Origin of the sequence: Thermoleptolyngbya sichuanensis A183, assembly GCF_013177315.1 — a bacterium.
GTDB lineage: Bacteria > Cyanobacteriota > Cyanobacteriia > Elainellales > Elainellaceae > Thermoleptolyngbya > Thermoleptolyngbya sichuanensis.
Genome location: NZ_CP053661.1, coordinates 2,438,080 through 2,462,065, shown reverse-complemented (window position 1 = coordinate 2,462,065; position 23,986 = coordinate 2,438,080). Strand labels below are relative to the sequence as shown.

Genomic DNA, 23,986 nt, shown 5'->3' with positions numbered 1-23,986 from the left:
GGACTCTACCGGAAACCGGAGCGAGTCAGCGGAGTGCCCTGAATTCTTTGCCCTGAGTCTTTACAGACCGGATCAGCGCATTGGGGTGCATTGATAGAAGGTGCATTAGTTTCAGATGCATTAGCTCAAAGATGCGAGAGACAGGCGCAACGGAGACGCAAGATTACTCCACTTCACCCGGCGGCACAATCCGCTGGAACAGGTAGCCTGTTCCGCGTGCCGTGAGGATGAGTTCGGGGTTGCTGGGGTCGTCTTCGAGCTTAGCCCGCAGTCGAGAAATGTGAACATCGACCACGCGGGTATCGACATGGCGTTCTGGCGTGTAGCCCCACACTTCTTGCAGGATTTCGGAGCGGGAGAAGGGTTCGCCCGATCGCCCAACGAGCAGCTCCAACAGGCTAAACTCCATGCCCGTCAGCCGAATCCGCTCGTCGCCCTTGTAGACCTGGCGCTTGTTGGTATCAATCCGAATCGTGTTGATTTGGATAACACCGGAACTGGGAATACCCGTTGTGCCCGTTTTTTCTACTCGGCGCAGCACCGAGCGGATGCGGGCCTCTAGCTCCTTGGGCGAGAAGGGTTTGACCACGTAGTCGTCTGCACCCAGTTCTAGCCCGGTGATGCGGTCAGCCACGTCGCCCAGGGCCGTCAGCATAATGATCGGTACGTCGGACTCTTTGCGAAGCTCTTGGCAAACCCCATAGCCGTCGAGCTTGGGCATCATGACATCCAGCACAACCAAGTCTGGATCGGAATGGCGGAAGGTTTCTAGCGCTTCTTCGCCGTCGGCAGCGGTGACGACATCGTAACCAATCATGGAGAGACGAGTTTCAAGAATGCGTCGGATGCTGGCTTCGTCGTCAACGACCAGAATTTTTTCTTTGTGATTCTCCAATTTAGTCAACACTCCTTGAAGCGATTATTTTTGATAGTTAATTCTTCCCAGACTATCATTAACAATAGTAGCCTATGGGCCTGTCTTGAGCGCGTGAAATTCCCAATCTCCCTACATTTCAGAGTTTTTTAACATTTCTTGCGAACTCTCAGATAGTAATAAATCTATGAAAGATTTCGCCTCGTTTCACATTAAGAAACATTAATCTCGAAGGGTTTCAAATTGTCTTTGTGGGGTTGGGCTATAAGTTGGGCTTACGTCGAAAATTGCTGCTCTGAGATGGAGCCGTTGGGATAGCCCCTACCAGGACGGAACTTTGATTCTTTGGGACTGGCGATCGCCCCTTTGAGGGAGGTGAACGCAGGCGGAAGCAGGCGGACGATCCGCTTTCTTGGGTGTATTGATTGAGTAAATCCCTGAATTCACTAAACTTCTCACTAAGTTTCTCACTGAACTTTAATTTTTGTGCTGACCAGGTCTGCTGCTATGCCCAAGCCTCGAACAAGCTATGTCTGTAATGAGTGTGGCGCAGACTCGCCGCAATATTTTGGCAAGTGTCCCTTTTGTGGAAGCTGGAATTCGCTGGTGGAGCAGACTGTTGCACCAGCCAGCAGCGCCAAGACCGCGATGGGAGCCGTGAGCCGATCGCCCAAACGGGCCAGCGCCAATTCCAAGGGGGAACCAAGGGCGATCGCCGCGCTCACCCTCCCCGAAATTTCCGACCATCCCCAGACCCGCATTGCCTCCGGCTACGGCGAACTGGATCGGGTGCTGGGCGGCGGCATTGTGCCTGGTTCTCTAGTGCTGGTGGGCGGCGATCCGGGCATCGGCAAATCTACCCTACTGCTGCAAGTGGCCAATCAGCTTGCGGCGCAGCACCGGGTTCTCTATGTCTGTGCCGAAGAGTCGGGGCAGCAGGTGAAGCTGCGGGCGCAGCGGCTAGGCGTGGGGAGCGGGGTGAAAATAGGGGAAGAAAGAAAAGAGAAAACTCAAGACCCTATCACCCTGTTGCTACAGCAGGCCAACGCCTCAACATTCCACTCCCTTTATCTTTTGCCGGAAATTGACCTAGAGACGATTCTTTCTGAACTGGAGTCGCTGCGGCCGACGGTGGCGGTGATTGACAGTATCCAGGCGCTCTATTTTGCCACGCTCAATTCGGCTCCGGGGTCGGTCTCGCAGGTGCGCGAGTGTACGTCGGCGCTGATGCAACTGGCAAAGCGGGAGCATATCACGCTGTTCATCGTGGGGCATGTGACGAAGGAAGGGGCGATCGCCGGGCCGAAGGTGCTGGAGCATCTGGTGGATACGGTGCTGTATTTTGAGGGCGATCGCTTTGCCAGCCACCGCCTGCTGCGCTCGGTGAAAAATCGCTTTGGCGCAACCAATGAACTGGGTGTGTTTGAAATGGTGGATCGCGGGCTGGAGGAGGTGCAAAATCCCTCGGCGCTGTTTTTGAGCGATCGCGATGAGGAAACCCCCGGCACGGCCACCATCGTCGCCTGCGAAGGGACGCGCCCGCTGGTGGTGGAGCTGCAAGCGCTGGCCAGCCCGACGAGCTATCCGTCGCCCCGCCGCACGGCCACGGGCATTGAATACAATCGACTGCTGCAAATTCTCGCAGTGCTAGAAAAGCGCGTGGGCATTCCCCTGTCGAAGCTGGATGCCTACGTGGCGTCGTCGGGCGGCATTAACGTGTCGGAACCCGCCGCCGATTTGGGCGTGGCGATCGCCGTGGCGGCCAGTTTCCGCGATCGCGTCGTCGATCCGGGCACAGTGCTGATTGGCGAAGTGGGGCTGGGCGGCCAGGTGCGCTCGGTGTCGCAGATGGAGCTGCGGCTGAAGGAAGCGGCCAAGCTGGGATTCAAGCGGGCGATCGTGCCGGCCAGTCAGGCGGAGCATCCGGGACTGGGACTCGACATTATTCCCGTGGCGCGGGTGGTGGATGCGATCGCGGTTGCCCTGACCAGCGGTAACCTGTCTACCCAAAAGAGCGGGCAAGAATGAGTCGGGCGTGAGGGAACCTGCAAAACTGCGCTCAGATGCGAAACCGCGCTCAGATAAGTTTGCTCTGGCGTAATCGGCAGTGCCTGCAACTGCTCAACTGCTGATGCTGCAAATCTGGCTCCAGACCCAGCGCCTCCAGCGGAATCATGCCCAGCAGCGCATTCTGTCTGCCGGGTAGTCAATCCGGCTTGTAGATGGGTGGGCGCTCCGGCTTGTAGATGGGTGGGCGATCGCCAAATATTGGAGCTTTTCTGAATTCCAAGCCAAAATCCGCAGTTTTTTGCATTTACGTTGCGATTGCTACTTTTTTCCCCAGGTCATGGCGTTATCTTGGGGCGATGCTTAAAACTTAGCGTATTTTACTCTGATCGCTATCTCTGGGCTGGTCTTATCAGCCCGATCTGTCCCAATCTGTAAAGTTTCTGCGGCTTTGGAGGATGTAGCCATGCACAGCACAAGTCTGGACGCAGGCAAGAGCGCGAGTCAGGATGGGCGGCCTGCGGGACAAGCCCTGCTGATAGGAGAAGCTGCTTCCAAAAAGGGCAAGAAGAAAAAGAAAAAGAAGAGTCTCGCGCCAGAGAAGCGGGCAAATCTCTCCAGTTCAAACGCGCTTTATCGCCCCTCTGAGCAGGAGGGTATTTCTAAACTCTCCAGCAAAAAATACGAAAAGGAACTGGCTCGGTTGCAGCTTGAACTGGTCAAGATGCAGTACTGGGTGAAGCACACAGGCGCTCGGATTGTGATTTTGTTTGAGGGGCGCGACGCAGCGGGCAAGGGCGGCACGATCAAACGCATCACCGAACCGCTCAACCCGCGCGGCTGTCGTGTGGTGGCGTTGAGTACACCGAGCGATCGCGAAAAGACCGAGTGGTATTTTCAGCGCTATGTCGCCCATCTGCCTGCGGCGGGCGAGATCGTCTGCTTTGACCGCAGTTGGTATAACCGGGCGGGTGTAGAGCGGGTGATGGGCTTCTGCACGGATGAGGAATACCAGGAATTCATGCGCTCTTGCCCAGAGTTTGAGCGGATGCTGGTGCGCTCCGGCATTATCTTGCTGAAGTACTGGTTTTCCGTCAGCGATGAAGAGCAGGAGCGGCGGTTTCAGTCGCGGACGCTCGATCCGGCGCGGCGCTGGAAGCTGAGTCCGATGGATCTAGAATCGCGCGATCGCTGGGTGGAATATTCCCAGGCCAAAGATGCAATGTTTGCCAAGACCAATATTCCCGAAGCGCCGTGGTTCACGGTCGAAGCGGACGACAAAAAGCGGGCCCGCCTCAACTGCCTGCACCATGTCCTGTCCAAGATTCCCTATGTAGACATGACACCGGAGCAAATGGAACTGCCGCCCCGCCAGATTGCGCCCCACGACTACGTGCGATCGCCCCGCAACGAGCAGTTCTTCGTGCCCCACGTTTACTAGCAGCGATGATCGACGCACGCGCCTATCGCCTTGAATGCAAGTTCAAATTCAATGCAGGTTCAATGCAGGTTCAATGCAGGTTCAATGCAGGTTCAATGCAAATTTAATGCCAATGCCTTTCTGATTACCTTCTAATAATCGCCTTTCTGATTTTTCTGCAACTGTTCAGTCCCCAGAAACCAGCAGAGACGCTCTGGGGCTGAAGAGATTTCCAGCCCCGCTGACTGTTCAACTCACCTTCAAACAAACCAAGGTACATTGCTGTATGAGTGCTAACGAGCTACGGTTTCAAACCATCTGTCAAATCACCGAACGCCAGCCCGTCGCCCCCAAGGTGCCCAGCCGCCTAGAAGACCTGTGGGCGGTGGACGTGTTCACCCTCAACAAAATGCAGGCCTGCCTGCCTAAGGAAGTGTTTCGCTCGCTAAAACACACCATCCAGACGGGCGGCAAGCTGGATGTGTCAATTTCAGGTATCGTGGCCGCCGCCATGAAGGACTGGGCTATCTCCAAAGGAGCGCTCTACTACGCCCACGTCTTTTATCCGATGACCAACATCACGGCGGAAAAGCACGATGCCTTTATTTCGTTGCAATCCGACGGCACGGCCATCACTGAATTTACGGGCAAGGTGCTGGTGCAGGGCGAACCCGATGGCTCCTCCTTCCCCAACGGCGGCATCCGCTCCACCTTTGAGGCACGGGGCTACACGGCCTGGGATGTCACCAGTCCTGCCTACATCATGGAAACGGACAACGGCGCGACCCTCTGCATCCCCACGGTGTTCATTTCCTGGACGGGCGAGGCGCTGGACAAGAAAACGCCGCTGCTGCGGTCGAATGCGGCCATGAGCAAGGCGGCCACTCGCCTCTTGAAACTGCTCGGCCATACCGACGTGGCTTCCGTAAACTCTAGCTGCGGTGCAGAGCAGGAATATTTCCTGGTGGATGCCCACTTTGCCCACAGCCGTCCTGACCTGCTGCTGGCGGGGCGTACTCTGTTTGGCCGGCCCGCTGCCAAGGGACAGCAGTTTGATGATCACTACTTTGGCGCGATTCCTGAACGGGTGCAGGTGTTCATGCAGGACGTGGAGGAAAAGATGTATCGGCTGGGCATTCCGGCCAAGACGCGACACAACGAGGTGGCTCCGGGTCAGTTTGAAATTGCGCCCTATTTTGAGGCGGCGAACGTGGCCAGCGACCACCAGCAGTTGACCATGACCCTGCTGCGAAATACGGCGAAGAAGCACGGGTTTGTCTGTTTGCTGCATGAAAAGCCGTTTGCGGGCATCAACGGCTCTGGCAAGCACGTCAACTGGTCGGTGGGCAATGCCACCCAGGGCAACCTGCTCGATCCGGGCGACACGCCCCATGCAAACCTGCAATTTTTGCTGTTTTGCGGCGCGGTGATTCGCGGGGTGCATCAGTATGGGCCGCTGCTGCGGGCTGTCGTGGCGACGGCCAGCAACGACCACCGCCTGGGCGCAAACGAAGCGCCGCCTGCGATTATCTCGGTGTATCTGGGTTCGCAGCTTGAAGACGTGTATGAGCAGATCAAAAATGGCGATGTGCAGGGGTCAATGCGACCTGGCCTGATGAACTTGGGCATCGACACGCTGCCGGAGTTTCCCAAAGATCCGGGCGATCGCAACCGCACCTCTCCCTTTGCCTTCACGGGCAACCGCTTCGAGTTTCGTGCTGTTGGGTCAAACCAGTCCGTGTCGGGCCCGCTGGTGGCCATGAACACCATCCTGACCGACTCCCTCACTTGGGTTGCCGATCGGCTAGAAGCCGAGCTGGGCGAGGGCAAATCCCTCGATGCCGCTGCTTACAACATCCTCAAGGAGGTGATGGAGCAGCACGGTGCGGTGGTGTTTGGCGGCGACGGCTACTCTGCTGAGTGGCACCGGATGGCGGTAGAGGAGCGGGGCTTGCTGAACCTGCCCACGACGGCCGACGCGCTGCCCATGCTGAAAACAGAATCCATCAAGGAACTGTTTGTCAAAACTGGTGTGTTGTCGGAGAAAGAACTGGAAAGCCGGTTTGAAACCTATTCGGAGCAATACATCCGCGTGATCGATATGGAAGCCAAGCTGGTGATTAGCATGACGAAGACGCTAATCTATCCCGCTGTGCTGCGCCATTTGTCGGAGATTGCGGGGGCGATCGCCAGCCTGAAAACCATCGGGCTGCCCTTTGAAACCGCCAACGTCGAGCTAATCTCTGACCTGACTAGCAAAATGATGACCACCGTCGGCGAACTCAGCAGCGCCCTTGCTGTTCATGACTTCGCCACCACCGAGGAGCATATGCAGTATTGCGCTAAAACCCTGCGTCCGCTCATGGATCGGGTGCGCGGCTATGCCGATGCGCTGGAGGACGAGGTGGCAGACGACCTGTGGCCCCTGCCCAAGTATCAGGAAATGCTGTTCATCAAGTAGCGTCATCAAGTAGCGCTTTCTCCTGCCCCTGCTGTGCCCGATTTAGCCAGGGTGCGAGATGGGCAATTCGCGGACAATCCAAGTGCAAGGCGTTTGTCTAGACAGCGCCTTCCACGGGAACCGGGACTTCGACGAGAAGCGCGAGACGACTCTTAACCAAGACTACTCCCGATCGAGACTACTCCTAACGAGACTACTCCTAATAGTGACAAAAGGCGCACTTATCCAAGAAGGTGCGCCTTTTCCCTAAATTTTCCCTGAATCTGGTCAAATTTAGTCGCCTATGGCGAGCTTTGGAGTCTTGAACCGCGATCGCCCGAATCCCTGGCCCTAGAGACTTTGGGGACACCTCCCTGAGGATGCCTCTAGGACTCCTCCTTTGAGACTTCGGCCATGTAGACCATAGCAGGCAGCCCCTCCTGCGACACGGGCTGATTAAATAGCACCATCGTCGTCGTCTGGTTTTCCTCGAAACCGATGCGAGAGTAGAACCGCTGCTCGTTGGTGGTCATCAGATAAACGCGCTCGGCCCGGTTGACATGGGGATGCATCAGCACCGTTTCCACCATCTTGCGGCCCAGCCCTGCGCCCTGATAGTCAGGGTGAATCACCACGTCCCAGATGGTGGCGCGATACACGCCGTCGGAGGTGGCGCGAGAGAACCCAATGAGGCGATCGCCATCCCAGGCTGTCACAATTGGGTTGCTGTGGGCGATCGCCGTGGCCAGGTCTTCGATGCGTCGGTTTTGCGCCCAAAATGCCGTCACGTTAAACAAATCCTGAAGCTGGTGCAGGTCGATCTCGCGGGCCGCAGCGGTCTGTGCAGAGGAGTCGTGTATACAAAACTGAACGTGGCTGCAATCCATTTCGGCAAAACTCCTTGATTCCCTTAGGTCAAATTACGTCCAATTAACATTCAATTCCGTCAAGCAATTCCGTCAAGCAATTCCGTCAAACAGGTGAAGACCGTTGGCAGCATCTCCGGCTACCTCAAGGTTCCGATAGAACAGGTTAATCAACAGGCCAGCAAAATCAAAACCCAGACAAGTTTCGCAGCGCTTGCTTGCCGGAGTGACATCGCTGCCAATACATTACGGCATGTAACTCAAAACGTGCCTCACCCAGCCAGACGAATGCTACCCGGTGATCCGGTCGCGTAAATGGGCTGAAACGCTTGATAAAAGGGCGATCGCCCCTCTGTCGCCCGCTCAAAACCACCCCAAAAAAGCATCCATTCGTTGGGAATTCATGACAGAATGACCCGTCAGAGGTTTGGGTTCCAGGCGTTGACTTTGGGGAACTGTAGGGATCTGTTTTCAGGGAGTTCGGTTTCAGGGAGTTCGGTTTCAGGGAGTTCGGTTTCAGGGATCTATTTCCGCATTCCGTCCGTCTATCTATACTCAAGCCACAGGGTGTATCCCACTTTTGTAACCCTCACCCTCTCTCCCAAAGTAGGAGAGGGACTTCCAATCCGGCCCCCCTTCTCCCAAAAAGGGAGAAGGGGCTGGAGGATGAGGGCAAACTTGCATAACGGGGATGCGCCCAAGCCACAGCCCACCTTTGGCTAAAACTCCCAAGCCCAAAACTCCCAAGCCCAAAACTCCCAAGCCCAAAACTCCCAAATTTTAATTTCTTTCAATTTCTAGTGTTCGAGAGACCTCATGGCAATCCAGCAGCTTCTTCAGTCGATCTCATCCCGCTCTCGCCGTTTCCTGAGCCGGGCCAGGCGGACATCGCTTGTGCTGGCGCTGGTCTTGGGTTGGAGCCTCAGCCTGGGCTGGGGATTGTCGCAGGTAGGTGGGGCACAGGAAACGGAGCGGGCGATCGCCGCCACCCCTCCGGCAAACACGGTCGAAATCGGCACCGTCGATATCGTGCCCACACAACTCCAGCTTGGACAGCGACTCTATTTCCAAAACTGCTCCGGCTGCCATTTTGCCCCGCCGCCGGAGGTGATGCCGCTGCAATCCTGGGCGGCCATTCTGCAAACGCCCCAGCACTACGGCACAGTCATCACCCCACTGCAAGACCCTGCCCGTCGCATCATGTGGAACTATGTGCGTGCCTCTTCGCGCTCCATTGTGCAAAACGAAACCGTTCCCTCTCGGTTTGCCCAATCCCGCTATATGAGAGCGCTCCATCCCGGCGTAGAGCTGCCCGAACCCCTCTCCTTTGGCTCTTGCATCAGTTGCCATCCCGCCGCTATCGATTTCAACTTCCGTCGCCTCAGCCCAGAATGGCAGGCGAGGGAATAGTCCCCTGCTTTATCTGCCCTGATAACCAAGGGTGAACCTCTTACGAGAGCCTCTTATCAAAAGGCCAGTCTCCAAACTACGCGAAGACTGGCCCTTTTGATTGTTTTTGATTAGGATTTAGCAAGAGAGTATAAATACTCAAAGAGGTTACCCGATTCCCTCTTCTTCGGGCTAATCTGTAATTAAAGTTCATAAAACAGAGCAATGGTTCAAAAAAAATTACGAATCATCACAGATTTTGATGGGCCCATCATGGACGTGTCGGAGCGCTATTACCAGGTCTATCAGGTTTGCCTGGAGCAGGTGCGCCGTCCGGGGCAGACGGTCAAGCGATTGTCTAAGGCGGAGTTTTGGCAACTCAAGCGATCGCAGGTGCCAGAGCGCCAAATTGGTCAAATGTCCGGTCTGGACGAGCTACAGGCTCAAGACTTTGCCCGGATGCGGCGAAACACGGTTCACACGCCTCCCTACCTGAGTTACGACACGCCCATTCCAGGCGCAGTAGAAACTCTAGAGCGCATTCAGCAGGCGGGCATTGATCTGGCGGTGATGACCATGCGACGCACCAGCGAGCTAGACGAGGCGTTTCAGCGGTGCAATTTGGGACGATTCTTTGGGGGCGATCGCCGCTACTGTCTCAGCAATGATTACGTCAAAACGACTGACGTGCAGGACAAGCCCCTGCTAATGCAGCGGGCCCTCAGCGAACTGCCCCCCGCAGAAAACTGGATGATCGGCGACACCGAAGCCGACGTCGCCGCAGCAAAGGCCCACGGCATCCCTGTTGTATCCGTACTCAGCGGCATCCGCGATCGCACTCAGCTCAGCAAACACCAGCCCGACTGGATTGTGAATAACTTCGCCGAAGCCCTTGACGTGATCGTGCAACACGCAGGCTGGGAAAGCACAGTTCGGAAAGACATCGCCTGGCAAAATGCAGGCAGCAGCGACACCTACTCTAGCGCTGGGAACCGCTAGCGTAGTGGAATATCGAGAATACAGAGTGAGATTGGGCAAGGCAGCGACACCTACTTTAGCGCTGGGAACCGCTAGCGCAGGAAACTGCTGATCAGCCAGAGGATAAACAGGGCAATCATAGCGGCGGCGCTAGGCCCGCCCAAGTTAATCTGGGCAAGCTGGGGGGCGATCGCCTCCACCAGCGCCATCCCCAGCAGCACGCCCAGCAGCAGCCCTGCCAGCGACAGTAGAAACGCTCGTCCAAACTTATGCTCTTTGCGGTTCAAAAAGAAAATACTAATCCCTACGCCCAGCGCCAGCGCCAGAGACGGTGAGCTAAGGCCAAGCAGCCCTGCCCCTAGCAACAATCCGCCTGGCCAAAGAATATCGGCGCGGCTGGGTGTGTCAATCCACTGCCGAAGCCAATTGGGGGAAGGGCTGGGCACAGCAGGCGCAAAATCTGGCGGTGGCTCGGCAGTCCGTTCAGGAAAGCGAATCCGATCGGGCACCTTGATCTTGCCCTCCTGTCGCTGTCGCAGCCGATCCATCAGGATTGCATCGTAGGATGCTTCAATCGCCTCTAGTGTGCGTGGGTCGCCCTCATGCTCCTGGGTCAAACGCGCCTTCGCCGCCTGAATCTCTTCAAACGTCGCTGTTTCGTCTACACCCAGTCTTTCGTAGTGGCTCATGTCCTCCATTCGTGCCCTCCAGCCGAATCCCCACGATAATTGATTATGAATCGTCGTTTATGATGAATAGTATCAGTCGCGGCCTTAGTGCAAAAAATTGACGGAGCTTAATATTACAATCAATTTCGTTTCAGAAATGATTGGCAGCAAGGTTCAGATAGCAGTCAGCAGCAGACAGCGGAAAAGCATCAGATCGAGAACTTGCCCAGGGCCAGTTCTCCTTTATCCGGGTTGCAAGTCTCAGGCTTAGGCACAGTTCGACCATTATCGTTTGACCTTGAGTACTGAACGCCAGGTTTAGTCAGGCACTCCTGCTGAATCTATGCTGCTGACAAGCACTTGGGTTGCTCCAGCGCTAACAATTCCCAGTTATCTCCAGTTATCTATTTAGTTACCGATTACAGGTTGCCCGTCCCAGAGCCACTCGCTGTAGTCAGGCATCCAGGTCAAGTATCCAGCATCCAATAGTCAAACCCATGAGTCAAACACATGATTCAAACACGATGGTCAAACAATTGTGGTCTACCACTTATGGTCTAACACTAGAGTTTCAGGATGTCACTGAACTTCGAGATGCCACTTAAACTACTTAAACTATAGCTCTTGAATCCACTGCTCCTGAGTTCACTGGTGCTAAACCCACACTACCCTCAACTTCTGAGTTGAACACTTCTGAGTTAAACAGCAACGCTCCGACTGGCGATCGCCCCGGTTTTTGTGCTTAAACTGATCAGGTCAGGTTTAAATTCTACCTGCATCTCCCTTCCCTCGTCCCACCCCCATGATTCCTTAGTGTAGCCACCCGGTTCTACCAGGCAAATGCGTCTACAATACAAGCCCCTTCTCTCCGAGGCAATCTCTAGCAAGCCCGCGCCTATCCATAGCGGATCTTTAATGTCCTCACAATAATCCCTCACATAATCAACAAAATTTGTTTTACGCTTAAGTGCAACTATTTGCGACTATTACAGATTTCTATGCGGATACGGTTTTTTGGGGCGGCTTAATGTAAGTAGGGGCATGGCGGAGACTGGCGCTGGGGCTGGCCAGTGGACTACCAGAATCTACCCACCCGCTCTGGCTTGCTTCTTTATTCGCTCTTGATCCAAAAGTTTCAGTTTAGGGTTTACATTTACAATTTCACTCAACGTCCCTCTATTCATCGACCCAAGGTTACAGTCATGGCTTCAGCCAAGATTCTTGTCGTTGACGATGACCGTCACATTCGTACGCTGGTGCATCGTTTTCTCTCCACCCACAGCTATCAGGTCGAATCCGCCGAAGATGGCAAAGGGGCAATGGCGATTTTTGAACAGTTCAATCCCGACCTGGTGATCTTGGATGTCAACCTGCCAGACGCAACAGGCTACACGCTTTGTCAAGAGATGCAGAGCCGGACGGGTGTGTTTGTGTTGATGCTGACCAGTCGCGCTGACGAGGCTGATAAAATCCACGGGTTTTCTAAGGGCGCGGATGACTATCTCACCAAGCCGTTTGGTTTGGCGGAGCTAGAGGTGCGTGTAAAGGCGATTCTGAAACGGCAGCGCCCGGTCACAGCAGCGGAGCAGCAGTGCCTCACGTTCAACGGATTATCCATCGATCCGGTACGGCGTGAGGTGACGCTGAACAGCGAGATGGTGCCGCTAACGGCGCTGGAGTTTGATTTGCTGCATTTTTTGGCGAGTCACCCCGGTCGCGTGTGGCGGCGGGCAGAGTTGATTCAAAAAGTATGGGATTACGAGTATGTGGGCGATCAGCGGGTGGTTGATGTTCATATCGGGCAAATCCGCAAGAAGATTGAAATTGACACCCAGCAGCCCAATCTAATTCAAACTGTACGTGGTGTAGGCTATAAGTTTGAGGCTCCTGACACAGCAGGAGAAGAGGCTGCTTCCTAAGCCTCTTCTGAATCGCTGTTTTCGTGAAGTCGCAGAATTAGAATTGTAGGGCTTGGGGAGAGTGTGGGGCGATCGCTCTGCACTCTTTGCTTCTCTGCACTCTTCTTTATGGACGGCGTTGCTCTGCACTCCTCTTTCCCAAGGGGTTGGGGATTCCTAGCGGCATCTCCTGCCCTAGTGAGGTATGGAAGACTGCCCTGGAAAAACGCAGCTTTCGGGCCCCCTTGCTGAGTTTACTGACTGGGGAACTGGCTTCGGAAGCGCTGTATGTGCTTTAATTTCAGCTTTCTTTGATGAAGAAGCGATGAGTAAGAGTTAAGGCAAAACAGTTTTGTGGAACTCTAGAGGGGGTTAGATCATCCAAAGATGGTGAGATTCAGGGAAAATTGGCTGTATTTGCACAGGGCCGCTAGTATTTCTTTTAGATACTTTGTTAAAGCCGTTTTTTGAGAACCACTTCTTAAAGCTGTTTTTGCATCCTTCTGATTGAAAGCCTGATTGTGGAAGTCTCTAACGGTAGCAAAGCTAGACATGGCCAAGGCGTTCAATCCCTAGACAGGTTTGAACGGTTGGAAAGTTTTTGCAGGCGTTATGAGAGGGCGATCGCCCAGACCTGCCAAGACCTTATGCGGAGAAATGAGTGGTAAGGAGCCGAATGCCAGACTATCCAGAACCCAGGAAGCTACTACTAGAGGTAAACTCAGGGTCTGCTCAGGCTGAGATGGGGCTGGCATCGCAGCAGCACCTTGCAGACCTGCTGGCAGAAAACGAACGACTGCGCCAAGAGCTGGTTGAGCGGGAGTGCAGCCTCCGTCAGCGTCAGCAGGCCGACGCAACTCAGCAGGAGAATCAGCGGTTCATTCAGCAGATTTTGGAAACCACACCCAATCTGCTCTATCTCTATGCCGTAGACGCGAAGCGAATTCGATTTATCAATCGCCGGGTTTCCGAGATGCTGGGCTACCCTGCCCATCAGGTCTATGAAATGGATTCGGAAGCATTGCGATCGCTCGTCCATCCATCCGACTTGCCCTTGCTCCGCAGCAGCATCCAGGAATTGCAGCAAGATTCTGTTGGACAAGGAGTGGAGGTGACGTTTCGGCTGCGTCATGCCAGTGGCGAGTGGCGCTGGCTGCAGTCTCGTCAGACCGTCTTTAGCCGAGATGACGCGGGCAATTTGGTGCAACTGCTGGGCACGGCGCAAGATATTACCAGCCGCAAACAGACTCAGGAAGCGCTCGCCCAGAGCGAACAGCGGTTTCGCTCCCTGGTTTCGCATTTGCCGGGGGTGGTGTTTCGCTCCCGCTACGGCCCCCAGCGCGAGGCAGAGTTTGGCTGGGTCATTGAGTTTATCAGCGAGGCGATCGCCGACTTGACGGGCTATCCCGCAGAGGATTTTTTGAACAACCAGGGGCGGCACTACGCCAGCATCGTGCATCCTGAAGACCGCGATCGCCTGTTTCAAGTTGTCCTGAGCCGCGCTCGCGCAGGCCAGCCCTACACCCTAGAATATCGGCTGATTCACCGGGATGGCAGCCTGCGCTGGGTCTACGAAAAAACGCAGGTGGTTGAAGAGGCCAAGGATCTAGTCATAGAAGGTGTACTGCTGGACATTACTGAGCGCCACCTGGCCGAAGCTGCGCTGGAGCGGCATCTTCAAAAAACCCTCTTGCTCCAGCAAATCACTGAGGAAATCCGCCAAAGTCTCGATCCGCAGCAGATTTTCCAGACCGCTGCAACGCAGATTGGGCAGACGTTTCGCGTCAGCCGGGTGCTGATTCATACCTACGTTGCAGAGCCGGAGCCAGAAATTCCTATCGTAGCGACCTATCTGAAGCCAGAGTACGAATTTGAGCATGTGATGAAATCTGTACCGATTACAGGCAACCTCCATGCTCAAACCATGATGGCGCAGGATCAGGCGGTGGCTTCTGGAGACGTGTTGTGTGAACCGCTGCTGAGCAATCTGCATCCGCTGCTGCAAGCGCTGAAGATCCGATCCATGCTGGCAGTTCGCACCTCCTACAAAGGTGAACCCAACGGCGCGATTTGCCTGCATCAGTGCGATCGCCTGCGGCGCTGGAGCGAAGACGAAATTGACCTGCTAGAGGCGGTTGCAGCCCAACTGGGCATTGCCCTGGCCCAAGCCCAACTGCTGGAGCAAGAAACCCAGCAGCGCCAGGAACTTATGATCAAAAACAAGGCGCTAGAACAGGCTCGGCGCGATGCCGAAACTGCAAACCGGGCCAAGAGCGAGTTCCTGGCCACCATGAGCCACGAAATTCGCACGCCAATGAATGCGGTCATTGGCATGTCATCTCTGCTGTTGAGTACGCCCCTTACGCCTCAGCAAGAGGAATTTGCCCAGACCATTAGCAGCAGCGGCGAAACGCTTCTGAAAATCATTAACGACATTCTGGATTTCTCCAAGATCGAGTCGGGCAAGCTAGAGCTAGATCTGGAAACCTTTAACCTACGACAGTGCGTGGAGTGTGCCATTGACCTGGTGATGCCAAAGGCGCTGGAAAAAGACCTAGAGGTAGGCTGCCTGTTTGAACCAGAGGTGCCCGACTGGGTGATTGGCGACTCGACCCGTGTGCAGCAAGTGCTGGTCAATCTGCTGAGCAATGCCGTGAAGTTTACATCACAGGGCGAGGTGACGGTGACGGTCAGTGCCCACTGCATCCATTTGAGTGCCGTGCCCGAAGAGGCGGGGGTGCCAACCTGCACAATTCGACTGGCAGTCAAAGATACAGGCATTGGCATTCCCACGGATCGGCTCGATCGCCTGTTTCAGCCTTTTTTGCAGGGCGATTCTTCGATTAACCGCACCTACGGCGGGACAGGGTTGGGATTGGCCATTAGCCAGCGGCTTGCGGAGCTTATGGGAGGGCGGCTGTGGATGGAGAGCGAAGTGGGCGTTGGCTCTACATTCTATTTTTCGTTTGTCACTCGATCCTGTGCTGGAGCCAGCGTGTCGGTTGACTATCGCAGCCCGTTTGAGGGGCGATCGCTCTTATTGGTAGACAGCCAGACCATTCACCGCGAAAATTTAGTTCATCAGGCAGAGTTTTTGGGGCTGCGGGTCGTGGCAGTGGGCAGCAGTGAGGCGGCGCTCCATTATCTCCGGCAGGCTGCACCGCAGGGCGATCGCCCAGATCTGATCGTGCTAGAAGCCCATCTTTCCACTGATTCCGGCAGCGCGTTAGTTGATGAAATCTCCCAACTGCCGGGTTGCAAAACCATTCCGCTTGTATTCCTGACTCGTCTCGATCGTTCTCTTCAGTCGGCTCGCTACGCCCTAACGCATTCTAGTAGGGCGATTGCTATCCCACGGTTGGCCAAGCCCGTTAAACAGTCTCAGTTTTATGCCATGTTAAGCAACTATTTCGGTGCAACTCCGCATTTTCCCTCTGGTATGGTGCATTCTGGCGATTCTCTTGGTGCTGGTTCTGCCCTAGACAACACCCATGAGCTAGGTTTGGATGGCGACGTTCACTCAGAAAAAGACAGTGATCTGCGAATTCTGATTGCCGAAGACAACCTAGTGAACCAGAAAGTGCTGCTGAGAATGCTTCAGCAGTTGGGCTACCATGCGGATGTGGTGTCCAACGGAACGGAAGCAGTCGAAGCCGTTTTGCGCCAAACCTACGATGTTGTCCTGATGGACGTACAGATGCCAGAGGTGGATGGCATCATGGCGACCCGGATGTTGCGCGATCGCCTACCGTCTGAGGAGTTGCCTTACATCGTCGCGGTCACGGCAAACGCTATGATGGGCGATCGCGAAGATTGCCTGATTTCGGGCATGGATGACTACATCAGTAAACCGATTCGGCTCGATCAGCTCTCAGCCCTGCTGAAGAAATGCCCCCGACGGGCGATCGCCCAACCTGTTTCCCAGTCTTCTCCTCTGGATGCCCGGTTCATCAACAGCTTCATCGCGGACATGGGCGACCAGGCTGCCGCGATTTTTACAGAACTGATCGACTGCTACCTCATCGAAGCGCCCAAGATGGTCGCCAGCATCCGCAACGCAGGCGCAATGCTCGACACTAGCGCCATCATGCGGACGGCTCATACCTTCAAGTCCAGCAGCGCCGTGGTGGGAGCCACCCGCCTCTCAAAGCTGTGTCGCTATCTAGAAGACACCGCTCACCAAAGCACCCCCGATGAAATTACCGCTCAGATCGACAAGCTGGTCGCAGAATATGAACAGGTTAGCGCGGCCCTGAGGGCGGAACGTCAACGCCTAACACCGGGCTAAAGCGCGGGCCCACGTACATCCACGCCAGCCCGTCGGGGTCGAGGCTCTGCGTCCATGCGGAGAAATCTTCTTGATACTTGCGGCGGCTGAGGGTGGTGCGGCTGGTGCCGAGTCGCCGGGCCAGCGCTGTCGCTGTCCAGCCCGATTTCTGGCTTGCCGCGTCAGCAGTTAAATCCACATAGAGTTGCCAAATGATCACCGCAATCAAATAGGCAACGAAAATGACTGCTTCCGGCCGCTGCCACAGATCGGATTGGGGCGCTTCCTCTGATAGCACTGCGGATGGCAGTGCAGATGGAACATCTGGCGGCACTGCGGATGGCACTGAAACCGGAGACATTGCATCCGATGAGGCAACCGGGCCCGCTTCAAATGGCCCCTCTTCAAAAAGCGGTTCGCCAGGGGGTGGGAAGACGTTCAAGCTTGCATCCAGATCGATGGAATCAGTTGCAGGGTCGGGATGCCCCTGAGAGTCGGGCGTTTGAGTCGCAGACATGGGGGAAAGTGCTGGGGAAAGAGCGGCAGGCTGGGACGGAAGATCGGTAGTTGGTTCAGAAATGGGCTCAGGAATAGATAGTCCGCCCTCGTCTTGCCTCCATGCTACCGAGTTATGGGGCGCAGGTTGTGTCCAGTTTGTCTGTGTCCGGTTCCTCTGCGGTTCCTGAGACGGCGAGGTTTCTGGCGAAGAATGCCGGGGTGCGTCTGGAGCAAGGGCGATCGCCACCGTTGGAATATAGGGAATATCGAGCTGGCGAATGACCTGATGCACCAACTGAGTCACGGTCGTTTCTTCTACCGGGTGCGATGCTAAAAGCTGAATCTCCAGCCGAATTTCGTGCCGCACCACAGTTGCCGTTACGCCGTAGGGTTTCAGCACATGGTTGAGCAGACTGGTCAACACGGTTGGGTCGCCAGCCTTGGCGAGACGCAAGATTTCCTCAGAAGCCATAGGAGGGATTGGAATCGAGAATAGGAATGAGGGAAAGCAGGCGACAACGGTGGGTATAGATTGTGGGGACAGATGCGGATGTAGCTGAAGAGAGAGCCTGCTGACGACTTCTAGATTTATCACATCAGGGGCAATGCTCACTGTGTCCTGCTCCAGCGCGATGTCTGATCCCGATGGTCGGCGCAGCCGCGCAACAGTCCCCAACCTCTGAACCCCCAACCTCTAAACCCCTAACCTCTAAACTAGGGCATCCTAGAGAGGGAGGTTCGGCGCTCACGCTCTATTCCCCGCCCCCATAACCCTGAGATTTCCAATGTTAATCGTTGCGCTGTTTGTCTTTGTGGTGTGGATTGCGTCGGTGTGCCTGCATGAGTTTGGACATGCGCTGGTGGCCTACTGGGGGGGCGATCGCTCGGTCAAAGACAAAGGCTATCTGACCCTGAATCCGCTAAGGTATACCGACGTGGGCACTAGCTTGGTGATGCCGCTGATTTTTTTGATGCTGGGCGGCATTCCCCTGCCCGGCGCAGCAGTGTATATCGACTCGTCCAAACTGCGGGGGCGGCTTTGGAAAAGTGCTGTATCGCTTGCGGGGCCGCTGATGACGGCGCTGGTGGCGCTGGTGCTGGCGCTTCCATTTTGGCTGGACTGGGCACCCGCCAGCCCGACGGGTGGCTGGAGTCTGCCTGACTTGCTGCGATCGCCCCTCCCCTTCAGTCCGCTCTGGGCTGCGCTGGCGTTTTTGGTCACGCTAGAAGTTGCAGGGGTGCTGATCAACCTGCTGCCCGTACCGCCGCTGGATGGCTACGGAATTTTAGAACCCTGGCTGCCCGAAACCCTGCGCCACCAGGTCAATCGCTGGAGTCGGTATAGCATGATTGCGCTGTTTGGGATCTTGTGGACCGTGCCAGCGGCAAACCGGGCGCTGTGGGATGGAGTAGACGCGATCGCCAGTTGGCTGGGCGTGCCTGCGGAGTTGTCTTGGCTGGGCTATTCGCTCTTTCGGCAGTGGGGCACGATTTTGCTGCTGGGGGCGCTGGCCGTTACTGCTATCGTCATGCGGCGATCGCCCCAGTTTCAAAATTCGGCTCACTATTGGGGCGGCAGCACAGGAAAACGCGACCCCAGCCTGGATCGATTTCACGCCTCAGCCCAGTATTTGAATTATTTGGTCGAGCAGCAGCGCTATGACCGGGCGATCGCCCTCTGCGACCAGGCCATCAAAAGTGCGCCCCACCGCTACGAACCCTGGCAGACCAAGGGCAATATCTTCCTAAAGGCAGAGCGCTACGCCGAAGCCCTCGCTGCCTACGACCAGGCGATCGCCCTAGAGCCAGACTTCTATGGCGGTTACCACGGGCGGGCCCTGGCCCTCAAGCAGTTGCAACAGCCACAGGCCGCGCTGGCATCCTTCGACGACGCTTTGCAGCGATACGAGTCCGACCCCAGCCTGTGGAGCGATCGCGGCTCTCTGCTCTACGAACTTCAGCGCTATGAAGACACGATCGACTGCTATACCCACGCGATCGCCCTAGAGCCAGACAATGCCCTATTCCACTACAACCTGGCCTGCTGTCATGCGCTGCTGGGAGACTCTGAAACAGCGCTGGACTGCTTGAACCGGGCGATCGCGCTGAATGACCTGTATCGGGCGATCGCCAAAACCGATCCCGACTTCAACACCCTGCACCAGACCCCCACCTTCCAGGCTCTCGTGCTTGACGCTTAGGCAAAACACCATAAACATTCGAGAAAATTACGAGAAAGTTATCGCAAGGGCATAAGTACCAAACTTTACCTTACGTCCGCCTTTCAAAGTTCAATAATTTTAACGATATCTTCTGGTGATGATTTGGGCAACCTAGCCATTGTCTAATACTACCCACAGAGACCATGGCGATAGATGCAGGCAATACCCGGAGAACCGCTCGTCGAATTAACGTAGGGCCAAACCCCAGAGTCTTCCGAGATTCACTGAGTAGCAGCGATCGCGATGACTTCTTCCGCTTCGTGGTTCGAGCGCGAAGCAGCTTTGACGGCGAAGTCTTTAACATTCCCCGAAACTCCAACTTCAACTTTCAGCTTCAAAACGCCAATGGCCGAGTCATCGCCCGCTCAACCCGGCCAGGCAACCAACCCGAAAACATCAACCTGAACCTCGATCCAGGAACTTACTTTGCCCGCGTGTTCTGGCGCAGAGGGCAGGGGGCCTATCGGATGCGCCTCAGCCTCAATCCCGATACAGCCGGAGAAACCCTGGACACCGCCCGCGACCTCGGCAACCTCACGAGTTCCACAGGCGTTGATGAATACATTGGACGCTCCGACCCTGCGGACATCTACCGCTTTACAATAGACGAGCGATTGACCGTCGGCGCAACCCTCACGCCCTTCAGCGCTGGGGCCGAAATCTCGCTCCTGGATGCCAGCGGCAACGTGCTTACGGGCACCTCTGGCAGCGGCACAGAAGCCCGCAGTCTCCAGCGCGTGCTTGATCCAGGCACCTACTTTGTTCGAACTACCCCCGTTCCAGGCGGCAATACGCGCTATAACCTGACGCTGAACGCCGGCCCCGCCCCCGACCAAGGCGGCAACGACTTTGGCAGCGCCTCGGCATTTCCTGGGTTTGGCTTTTTTCCAGCGTCGGTTCAGGAGTATGTGGGCAACAGCGACCCGGTTGACTACTACACCTTTACTACAACCATCGGAGGCGATCTGAAGATCGACCTCACCAACATTGCACCAACCGCTGACCTTAACATCACCCTGTTTGACCAGTTCCAGCAGATCCTAGCTTTCCAGGGCGGCGCTGGCCCCGGCGGCAACGAGCAGATTATCTTCAACAACGCTGCTCCCGGTCAGTATTTTGTGTTGGTGCAGACCGCCGGGCCAGGCAATAACTCCACCTACAGGCTGACAGCCGTCCTCACGCCCGAAGACAAATTTGGCGACACCTTTGCAGATGCAACCTCCATTACTGACCCGCTCTCAACCTCACCGGCTGGCCTAGCGCCGCTCAGCAATGATCTGGATAATCCCAGCATCTATCAGGATTTTGTGGGGGCAGGCGATGTCGATGTGTTCCGGTTTACCCTGACTGAGCCAAAGAACTTCTTTGCGACCCGCCTCAAGGACTTTACGGGCAACATCACCTTGCAACTCTTCCAGGCAGGAAACCCAACCCCGCTCTCCGGCGGCGGTTCGGCCTTGCGGGGGGCGCTTGGCCCAGGTACCTACTTCCTGCGCGTTTTGGCCGGTGGCCCCACCGATGCCTCGACCTACACCCTGGAGGCTGCCTTCGGCGAGCGTGAGAGCGGTATTATCGTCCGCGACGTGAACCCAGGGGCGCTCGATGCCAACGCTAACTTCCTGACCGACGTGAATGGTGTGCTGTTCTTCGCGGGAACCGACGGGACTCCGGGCGCACCCGTGGGGCTATGGCGCAGTGAAGGCACGCTGAACACAACCGTCAAAGTTGGCTCGTTTACTAACATCACTGGCATCGCGAACGTCAACGGTACAGTCTACATTGCAGGTAGCACGACGCAAACGGGCGTAGAACTGTGGAAGTGGCAGCCGACGGGCGGTTCCTTGGGTACGCTGTCGCTGGTAGGAGACATTGCTCCAGGGCCCGGCCTGTCGTCTTCTCCGACCAACCTGACGGCGGCTGGAAACAACCTATTTTTCTTGGCGACTCCCACGGGTAACCCGGTCGGACGGCAACTCTATTTCAGCAACGGTGGTGCGCCAGTGGCGATCGCCAATGCAGGCGACAGCATCCAAAACTTGGTCTATGTGCAGGCGACCGATACCCTTTACTACGTCGCAAACCGGACGGGCGTTGGCACTCGACTCCTGTTCCGGATCAACAACGCTTCGACTGCCAACCCAAGCGATCCCGTATTGCTGGAAAATATCGGCAGCCCATCCTTCTCGCCTCGCTTTGTCGATAGCCTGAAGGTGGTTGGAGGCGATTTGTTCTTTGTCGCTAGCGAAGCAGTGAACACCGAAAACCGCGAACTGCGGCGGATCGCTGCCAACGGCACTGTGTTTACCTACGACGTAGACGGTGACCTGAATCAAGCCTCGATTGCTTCGGGTAATCTGAGCTTGGCAGTGGTCGAGTCGGGCGGTAATAGATACGTCTATTTCAGCGCTTCTTTTGAAGATCCTGTTGAAGGCCTTGTTCCTTCATTAACCCGTGTCAACCTGACCAATGGAACCGCTGAGCGAGTCTCGACTAACGTTAGCGGTACGTTTACAGCAAATAACTTGACCGTGTTTGAGGGCAAGGTGTACTTTACGGCAACAACCTCCGCTGTAGGGACGGAACTGTGGGTGACTGACCCGGCAGGCGCATTGGAAGTGACCGCCCTCGATAATCTGGTACCTGGAGCAGATAGCTCGTCGCCCGCCAATCTAGTGGTGGCTGGCGGCACGCTGTACTTCACCGCAGAGACGAATGCTACGGGCAGAGAACTCTATCGTCTGGATAGCAATGGTTTGCCAGAGCTGGCGCTGGACATCAACCCTGGGCCGACTTCGTCGAACCTGAATAACCTGATTGCAGCGGGTAATCTGTCGGCGGGTCTGGGGCAACTGTTCTTTGTGGCAGACGATGGCGTGAATGGACGGGAAGTGTGGACGGTGTAGGAGCCTGACTCGACCGTTTGCTTGATTTGCTGGGTCTGCTTGGTAACTAGAGACAAGGGGTTTCGGCCCCTTGTTTTTTTGTCTTTTTTAGCGGAAGTCGAGAAATGAACCAGAATTCAGTCCGCACAAGCACTGAGCCGATTGTGAGCGGCTGATAAAGTTCAACAAAATCACCGAACACTCCAGACTGTGCTGAAGGCAACACTGGTCGTTGGCAGTGCATCAGGAGTCTCGGAGTGAGTAGCTACCCTCAACGAACAGACGGATTTCGCGACGTTGGGCCGGCTCCCTTTCGCAGTCGGGAGTCCGGTAGAACGGTGTATTCCGGGTGGCTGGGCGGCAGGAACCCGCTGGATATCATTCGGCTGCGGGTGGCTCGTCGCAGCCGGGTAACGCTGGATTTGTCTGAACTGAGCGCGGGCGCGATCGCCCAGTGGTTCGATGAGACAGGAAAAGCAGTGGGGCGATCGCACGTCCTATCCACCCCTGACTCGGTTGCGCCCAAGGTCACCTTCAAACCCGGAACCTACTATCTGAAACTGTCGGCAAGATCGGGCGTTTCGTCCTATCGGCTGAGTCTGGCGATCGCCTCTCGTCCCCGTTCTGCCCAAAAGTCCCTGCGATCTTTTTCAGACCATGCGGGCGATCGCTTTGCGCTGAAAGTGCTGACGCTGACCAACGACTATCGCCGCCAATACGGGCTGCCTCCGCTGCGGCTGAATCCGATGCTGAGTGCGATCGCCCAAGCCCACAGCCAGGACATGGCCAGCAACGACTTTTTTGACCATCGCGGATCCAATGGCTCCACCGTTTTTGACCGCTTTTTGCAGGGGGGCTATGCCTATCGCAGCGGCGGCGAAAACATTGCCGCAGGTTTCAGCACACCAAAAAGCGTGGTGAACGCCTGGATCAAGAGTCCGGGCCATCGAGCCAATTTGCTCACGCCGTTCTTCCAGGAGATGGGCGTTGGATTTGTGCATTTGCCCAGCGACCCCGGCACGATCAAGCTGCGCTATTACTGGACGCAGGATTTTGGCGTGCCCGCAACCTGAAGATTAGCGATATGAACACTTCGAGCGCGTTGCGTAGAAACAGCCGACACTACACTGCGCCATCGCCCTGGCTAGTAAAGATAGCAAACAGTCGATAGAACAGGTTCATGCTGACAATCAGCAGAGGAAACGCAACCCCTGCCAGCGCAACCCAGTTGACCAAACGCCCAGACAGCATTCCCGCCCAGCGCTTGGCCTTGCTGGTGCTGGCTCTGGAAGCTCCCACAAGGCGGCTAGCAGAGGCAAGCAAGAACGAGCCACCCATTCCCAGGACGACGCTTGCCCAAAACCAGGGATTGGTCTGGGAGAAGGAGATGTGATCAAACCCAATGGCGGGCATTAGCCTAAAGGCAATGAGTTCCAGCGTCAGCCAGATGCCCAGACAGGTGAAAAAGTCGCGCCGTGCGCCTTCGCTTAGGGACAGGTGTTGCATGGGTCAAGGGGAAGAATTGGATCGGGAAGCGGTTGCGATTTTGGATTGGCGATTTTGGATTGCTGAACCAA

15 protein-coding genes and 1 pseudogene are annotated in these 23,986 nt (G+C 55.8%); 10 read left to right on the top strand and 6 right to left on the bottom strand.

Annotated elements, in window-relative coordinates:
• Positions 1–163: 163 nt before the first annotated feature.
• Positions 164–895, bottom strand: coding sequence for a response regulator transcription factor RpaB (gene rpaB / locus HPC62_RS10305; RefSeq protein ID WP_197673308.1), 732 nt, complete (start codon positions 893–895; stop codon positions 164–166).
• Positions 896–1,381: 486 nt separating this feature from the next.
• Between rpaB and radA the strand changes: the two genes are divergently transcribed.
• On the top strand, positions 1,382–2,902 hold the full coding sequence (gene radA, locus HPC62_RS10300) for a DNA repair protein RadA (protein ID WP_172355387.1): 1,521 nt from the start codon (positions 1,382–1,384) through the stop codon (positions 2,900–2,902).
• A 94-nt stretch (positions 2,903–2,996) separates the two neighbouring features.
• Here radA and HPC62_RS24295 read toward each other — a convergent pair.
• A pseudogene (locus HPC62_RS24295) lies at positions 2,997–3,080 on the bottom strand (aspartyl protease); the annotation flags it as partial.
• A 267-nt stretch (positions 3,081–3,347) separates the two neighbouring features.
• On the opposite strand from HPC62_RS24295, the gene ppk2 reads away from it, so the two are divergent.
• Both ppk2 and HPC62_RS10290 read left to right on the top strand, forming a co-directional pair.
• Positions 3,348–4,322, top strand: a complete 975-nt coding sequence (ppk2, locus tag HPC62_RS10295; RefSeq protein ID WP_172355385.1) for a polyphosphate kinase 2 — start codon at positions 3,348–3,350, stop codon at positions 4,320–4,322.
• Between the two features lie 265 nt (positions 4,323–4,587).
• A complete protein-coding gene (locus tag HPC62_RS10290; protein ID WP_172355383.1) occupies positions 4,588–6,762 on the top strand; it encodes a glutamine synthetase III family protein in 2,175 nt (724 codons plus the stop codon).
• 365 nt (positions 6,763–7,127) lie between these two features.
• Here the strand turns inward: HPC62_RS10290 and HPC62_RS10285 are convergent, their stop codons facing one another.
• Positions 7,128–7,628, bottom strand: coding sequence for a GNAT family N-acetyltransferase (locus tag HPC62_RS10285; protein ID WP_172355381.1), 501 nt, complete (start codon positions 7,626–7,628; stop codon positions 7,128–7,130).
• Positions 7,629–8,423: 795 nt separating this feature from the next.
• On the opposite strand from HPC62_RS10285, the gene HPC62_RS10280 reads away from it, so the two are divergent.
• The gene (locus tag HPC62_RS10280; protein ID WP_172355379.1) at positions 8,424–9,017 is read left to right on the top strand and encodes a diheme cytochrome C; all 594 of its coding nucleotides are present in this window, start codon (positions 8,424–8,426) and stop codon (positions 9,015–9,017) included.
• Positions 9,018–9,221: 204 nt separating this feature from the next.
• Positions 9,222–9,995 carry an HAD family hydrolase gene (locus HPC62_RS10275; protein ID WP_172355377.1) on the top strand — a complete coding sequence of 258 codons (774 nt, stop codon included), beginning with the start codon at positions 9,222–9,224 and terminating at the stop codon, positions 9,993–9,995.
• 71 nt (positions 9,996–10,066) lie between these two features.
• Here the strand turns inward: HPC62_RS10275 and HPC62_RS10270 are convergent, their stop codons facing one another.
• Positions 10,067–10,663 carry a CPP1-like family protein gene (locus HPC62_RS10270; protein WP_228721745.1) on the bottom strand — a complete coding sequence of 199 codons (597 nt, stop codon included), beginning with the start codon at positions 10,661–10,663 and terminating at the stop codon, positions 10,067–10,069.
• A 1,181-nt stretch (positions 10,664–11,844) separates the two neighbouring features.
• Between HPC62_RS10270 and HPC62_RS10265 the strand changes: the two genes are divergently transcribed.
• Positions 11,845–12,561: a response regulator transcription factor gene (locus tag HPC62_RS10265; protein ID WP_172355373.1), complete on the top strand. Its 717-nt coding sequence runs from the start codon at positions 11,845–11,847 to the stop codon at positions 12,559–12,561.
• Between the two features lie 721 nt (positions 12,562–13,282).
• Positions 13,283–16,828: a PAS domain-containing protein gene (locus HPC62_RS10260; protein ID WP_172355371.1), complete on the top strand. Its 3,546-nt coding sequence runs from the start codon at positions 13,283–13,285 to the stop codon at positions 16,826–16,828.
• Here HPC62_RS10260 and HPC62_RS10255 read toward each other — a convergent pair.
• On the bottom strand, positions 16,782–17,777 hold the full coding sequence (locus tag HPC62_RS10255) for a hypothetical protein (protein ID WP_172355369.1): 996 nt from the start codon (positions 17,775–17,777) through the stop codon (positions 16,782–16,784). The genes HPC62_RS10260 and HPC62_RS10255 overlap by 47 nt on opposite strands.
• Positions 17,778–18,090: 313 nt before the next feature.
• Between HPC62_RS10255 and HPC62_RS10250 the strand changes: the two genes are divergently transcribed.
• The 3 genes from HPC62_RS10250 to HPC62_RS23415 all read left to right on the top strand — a co-directional run bounded on the left by HPC62_RS10250 (position 18,091) and on the right by HPC62_RS23415 (position 23,482).
• Positions 18,091–19,506 (top strand): tetratricopeptide repeat protein, encoded by a 1,416-nt coding sequence (locus HPC62_RS10250; protein ID WP_172355367.1) that lies wholly within the window; start codon positions 18,091–18,093, stop codon positions 19,504–19,506.
• A 164-nt stretch (positions 19,507–19,670) separates the two neighbouring features.
• Positions 19,671–22,430 (top strand): pre-peptidase C-terminal domain-containing protein, encoded by a 2,760-nt coding sequence (locus HPC62_RS10245; protein ID WP_172355365.1) that lies wholly within the window; start codon positions 19,671–19,673, stop codon positions 22,428–22,430.
• A 236-nt stretch (positions 22,431–22,666) separates the two neighbouring features.
• The gene (locus HPC62_RS23415; RefSeq protein ID WP_225906683.1) at positions 22,667–23,482 is read left to right on the top strand and encodes a CAP domain-containing protein; all 816 of its coding nucleotides are present in this window, start codon (positions 22,667–22,669) and stop codon (positions 23,480–23,482) included.
• 49 nt (positions 23,483–23,531) lie between these two features.
• Here HPC62_RS23415 and HPC62_RS10235 read toward each other — a convergent pair whose 3' ends face one another.
• Positions 23,532–23,915, bottom strand: a complete 384-nt coding sequence (locus tag HPC62_RS10235; protein ID WP_172355363.1) for a hypothetical protein — start codon at positions 23,913–23,915, stop codon at positions 23,532–23,534.
• Positions 23,916–23,986 lie beyond the last annotated feature (71 nt).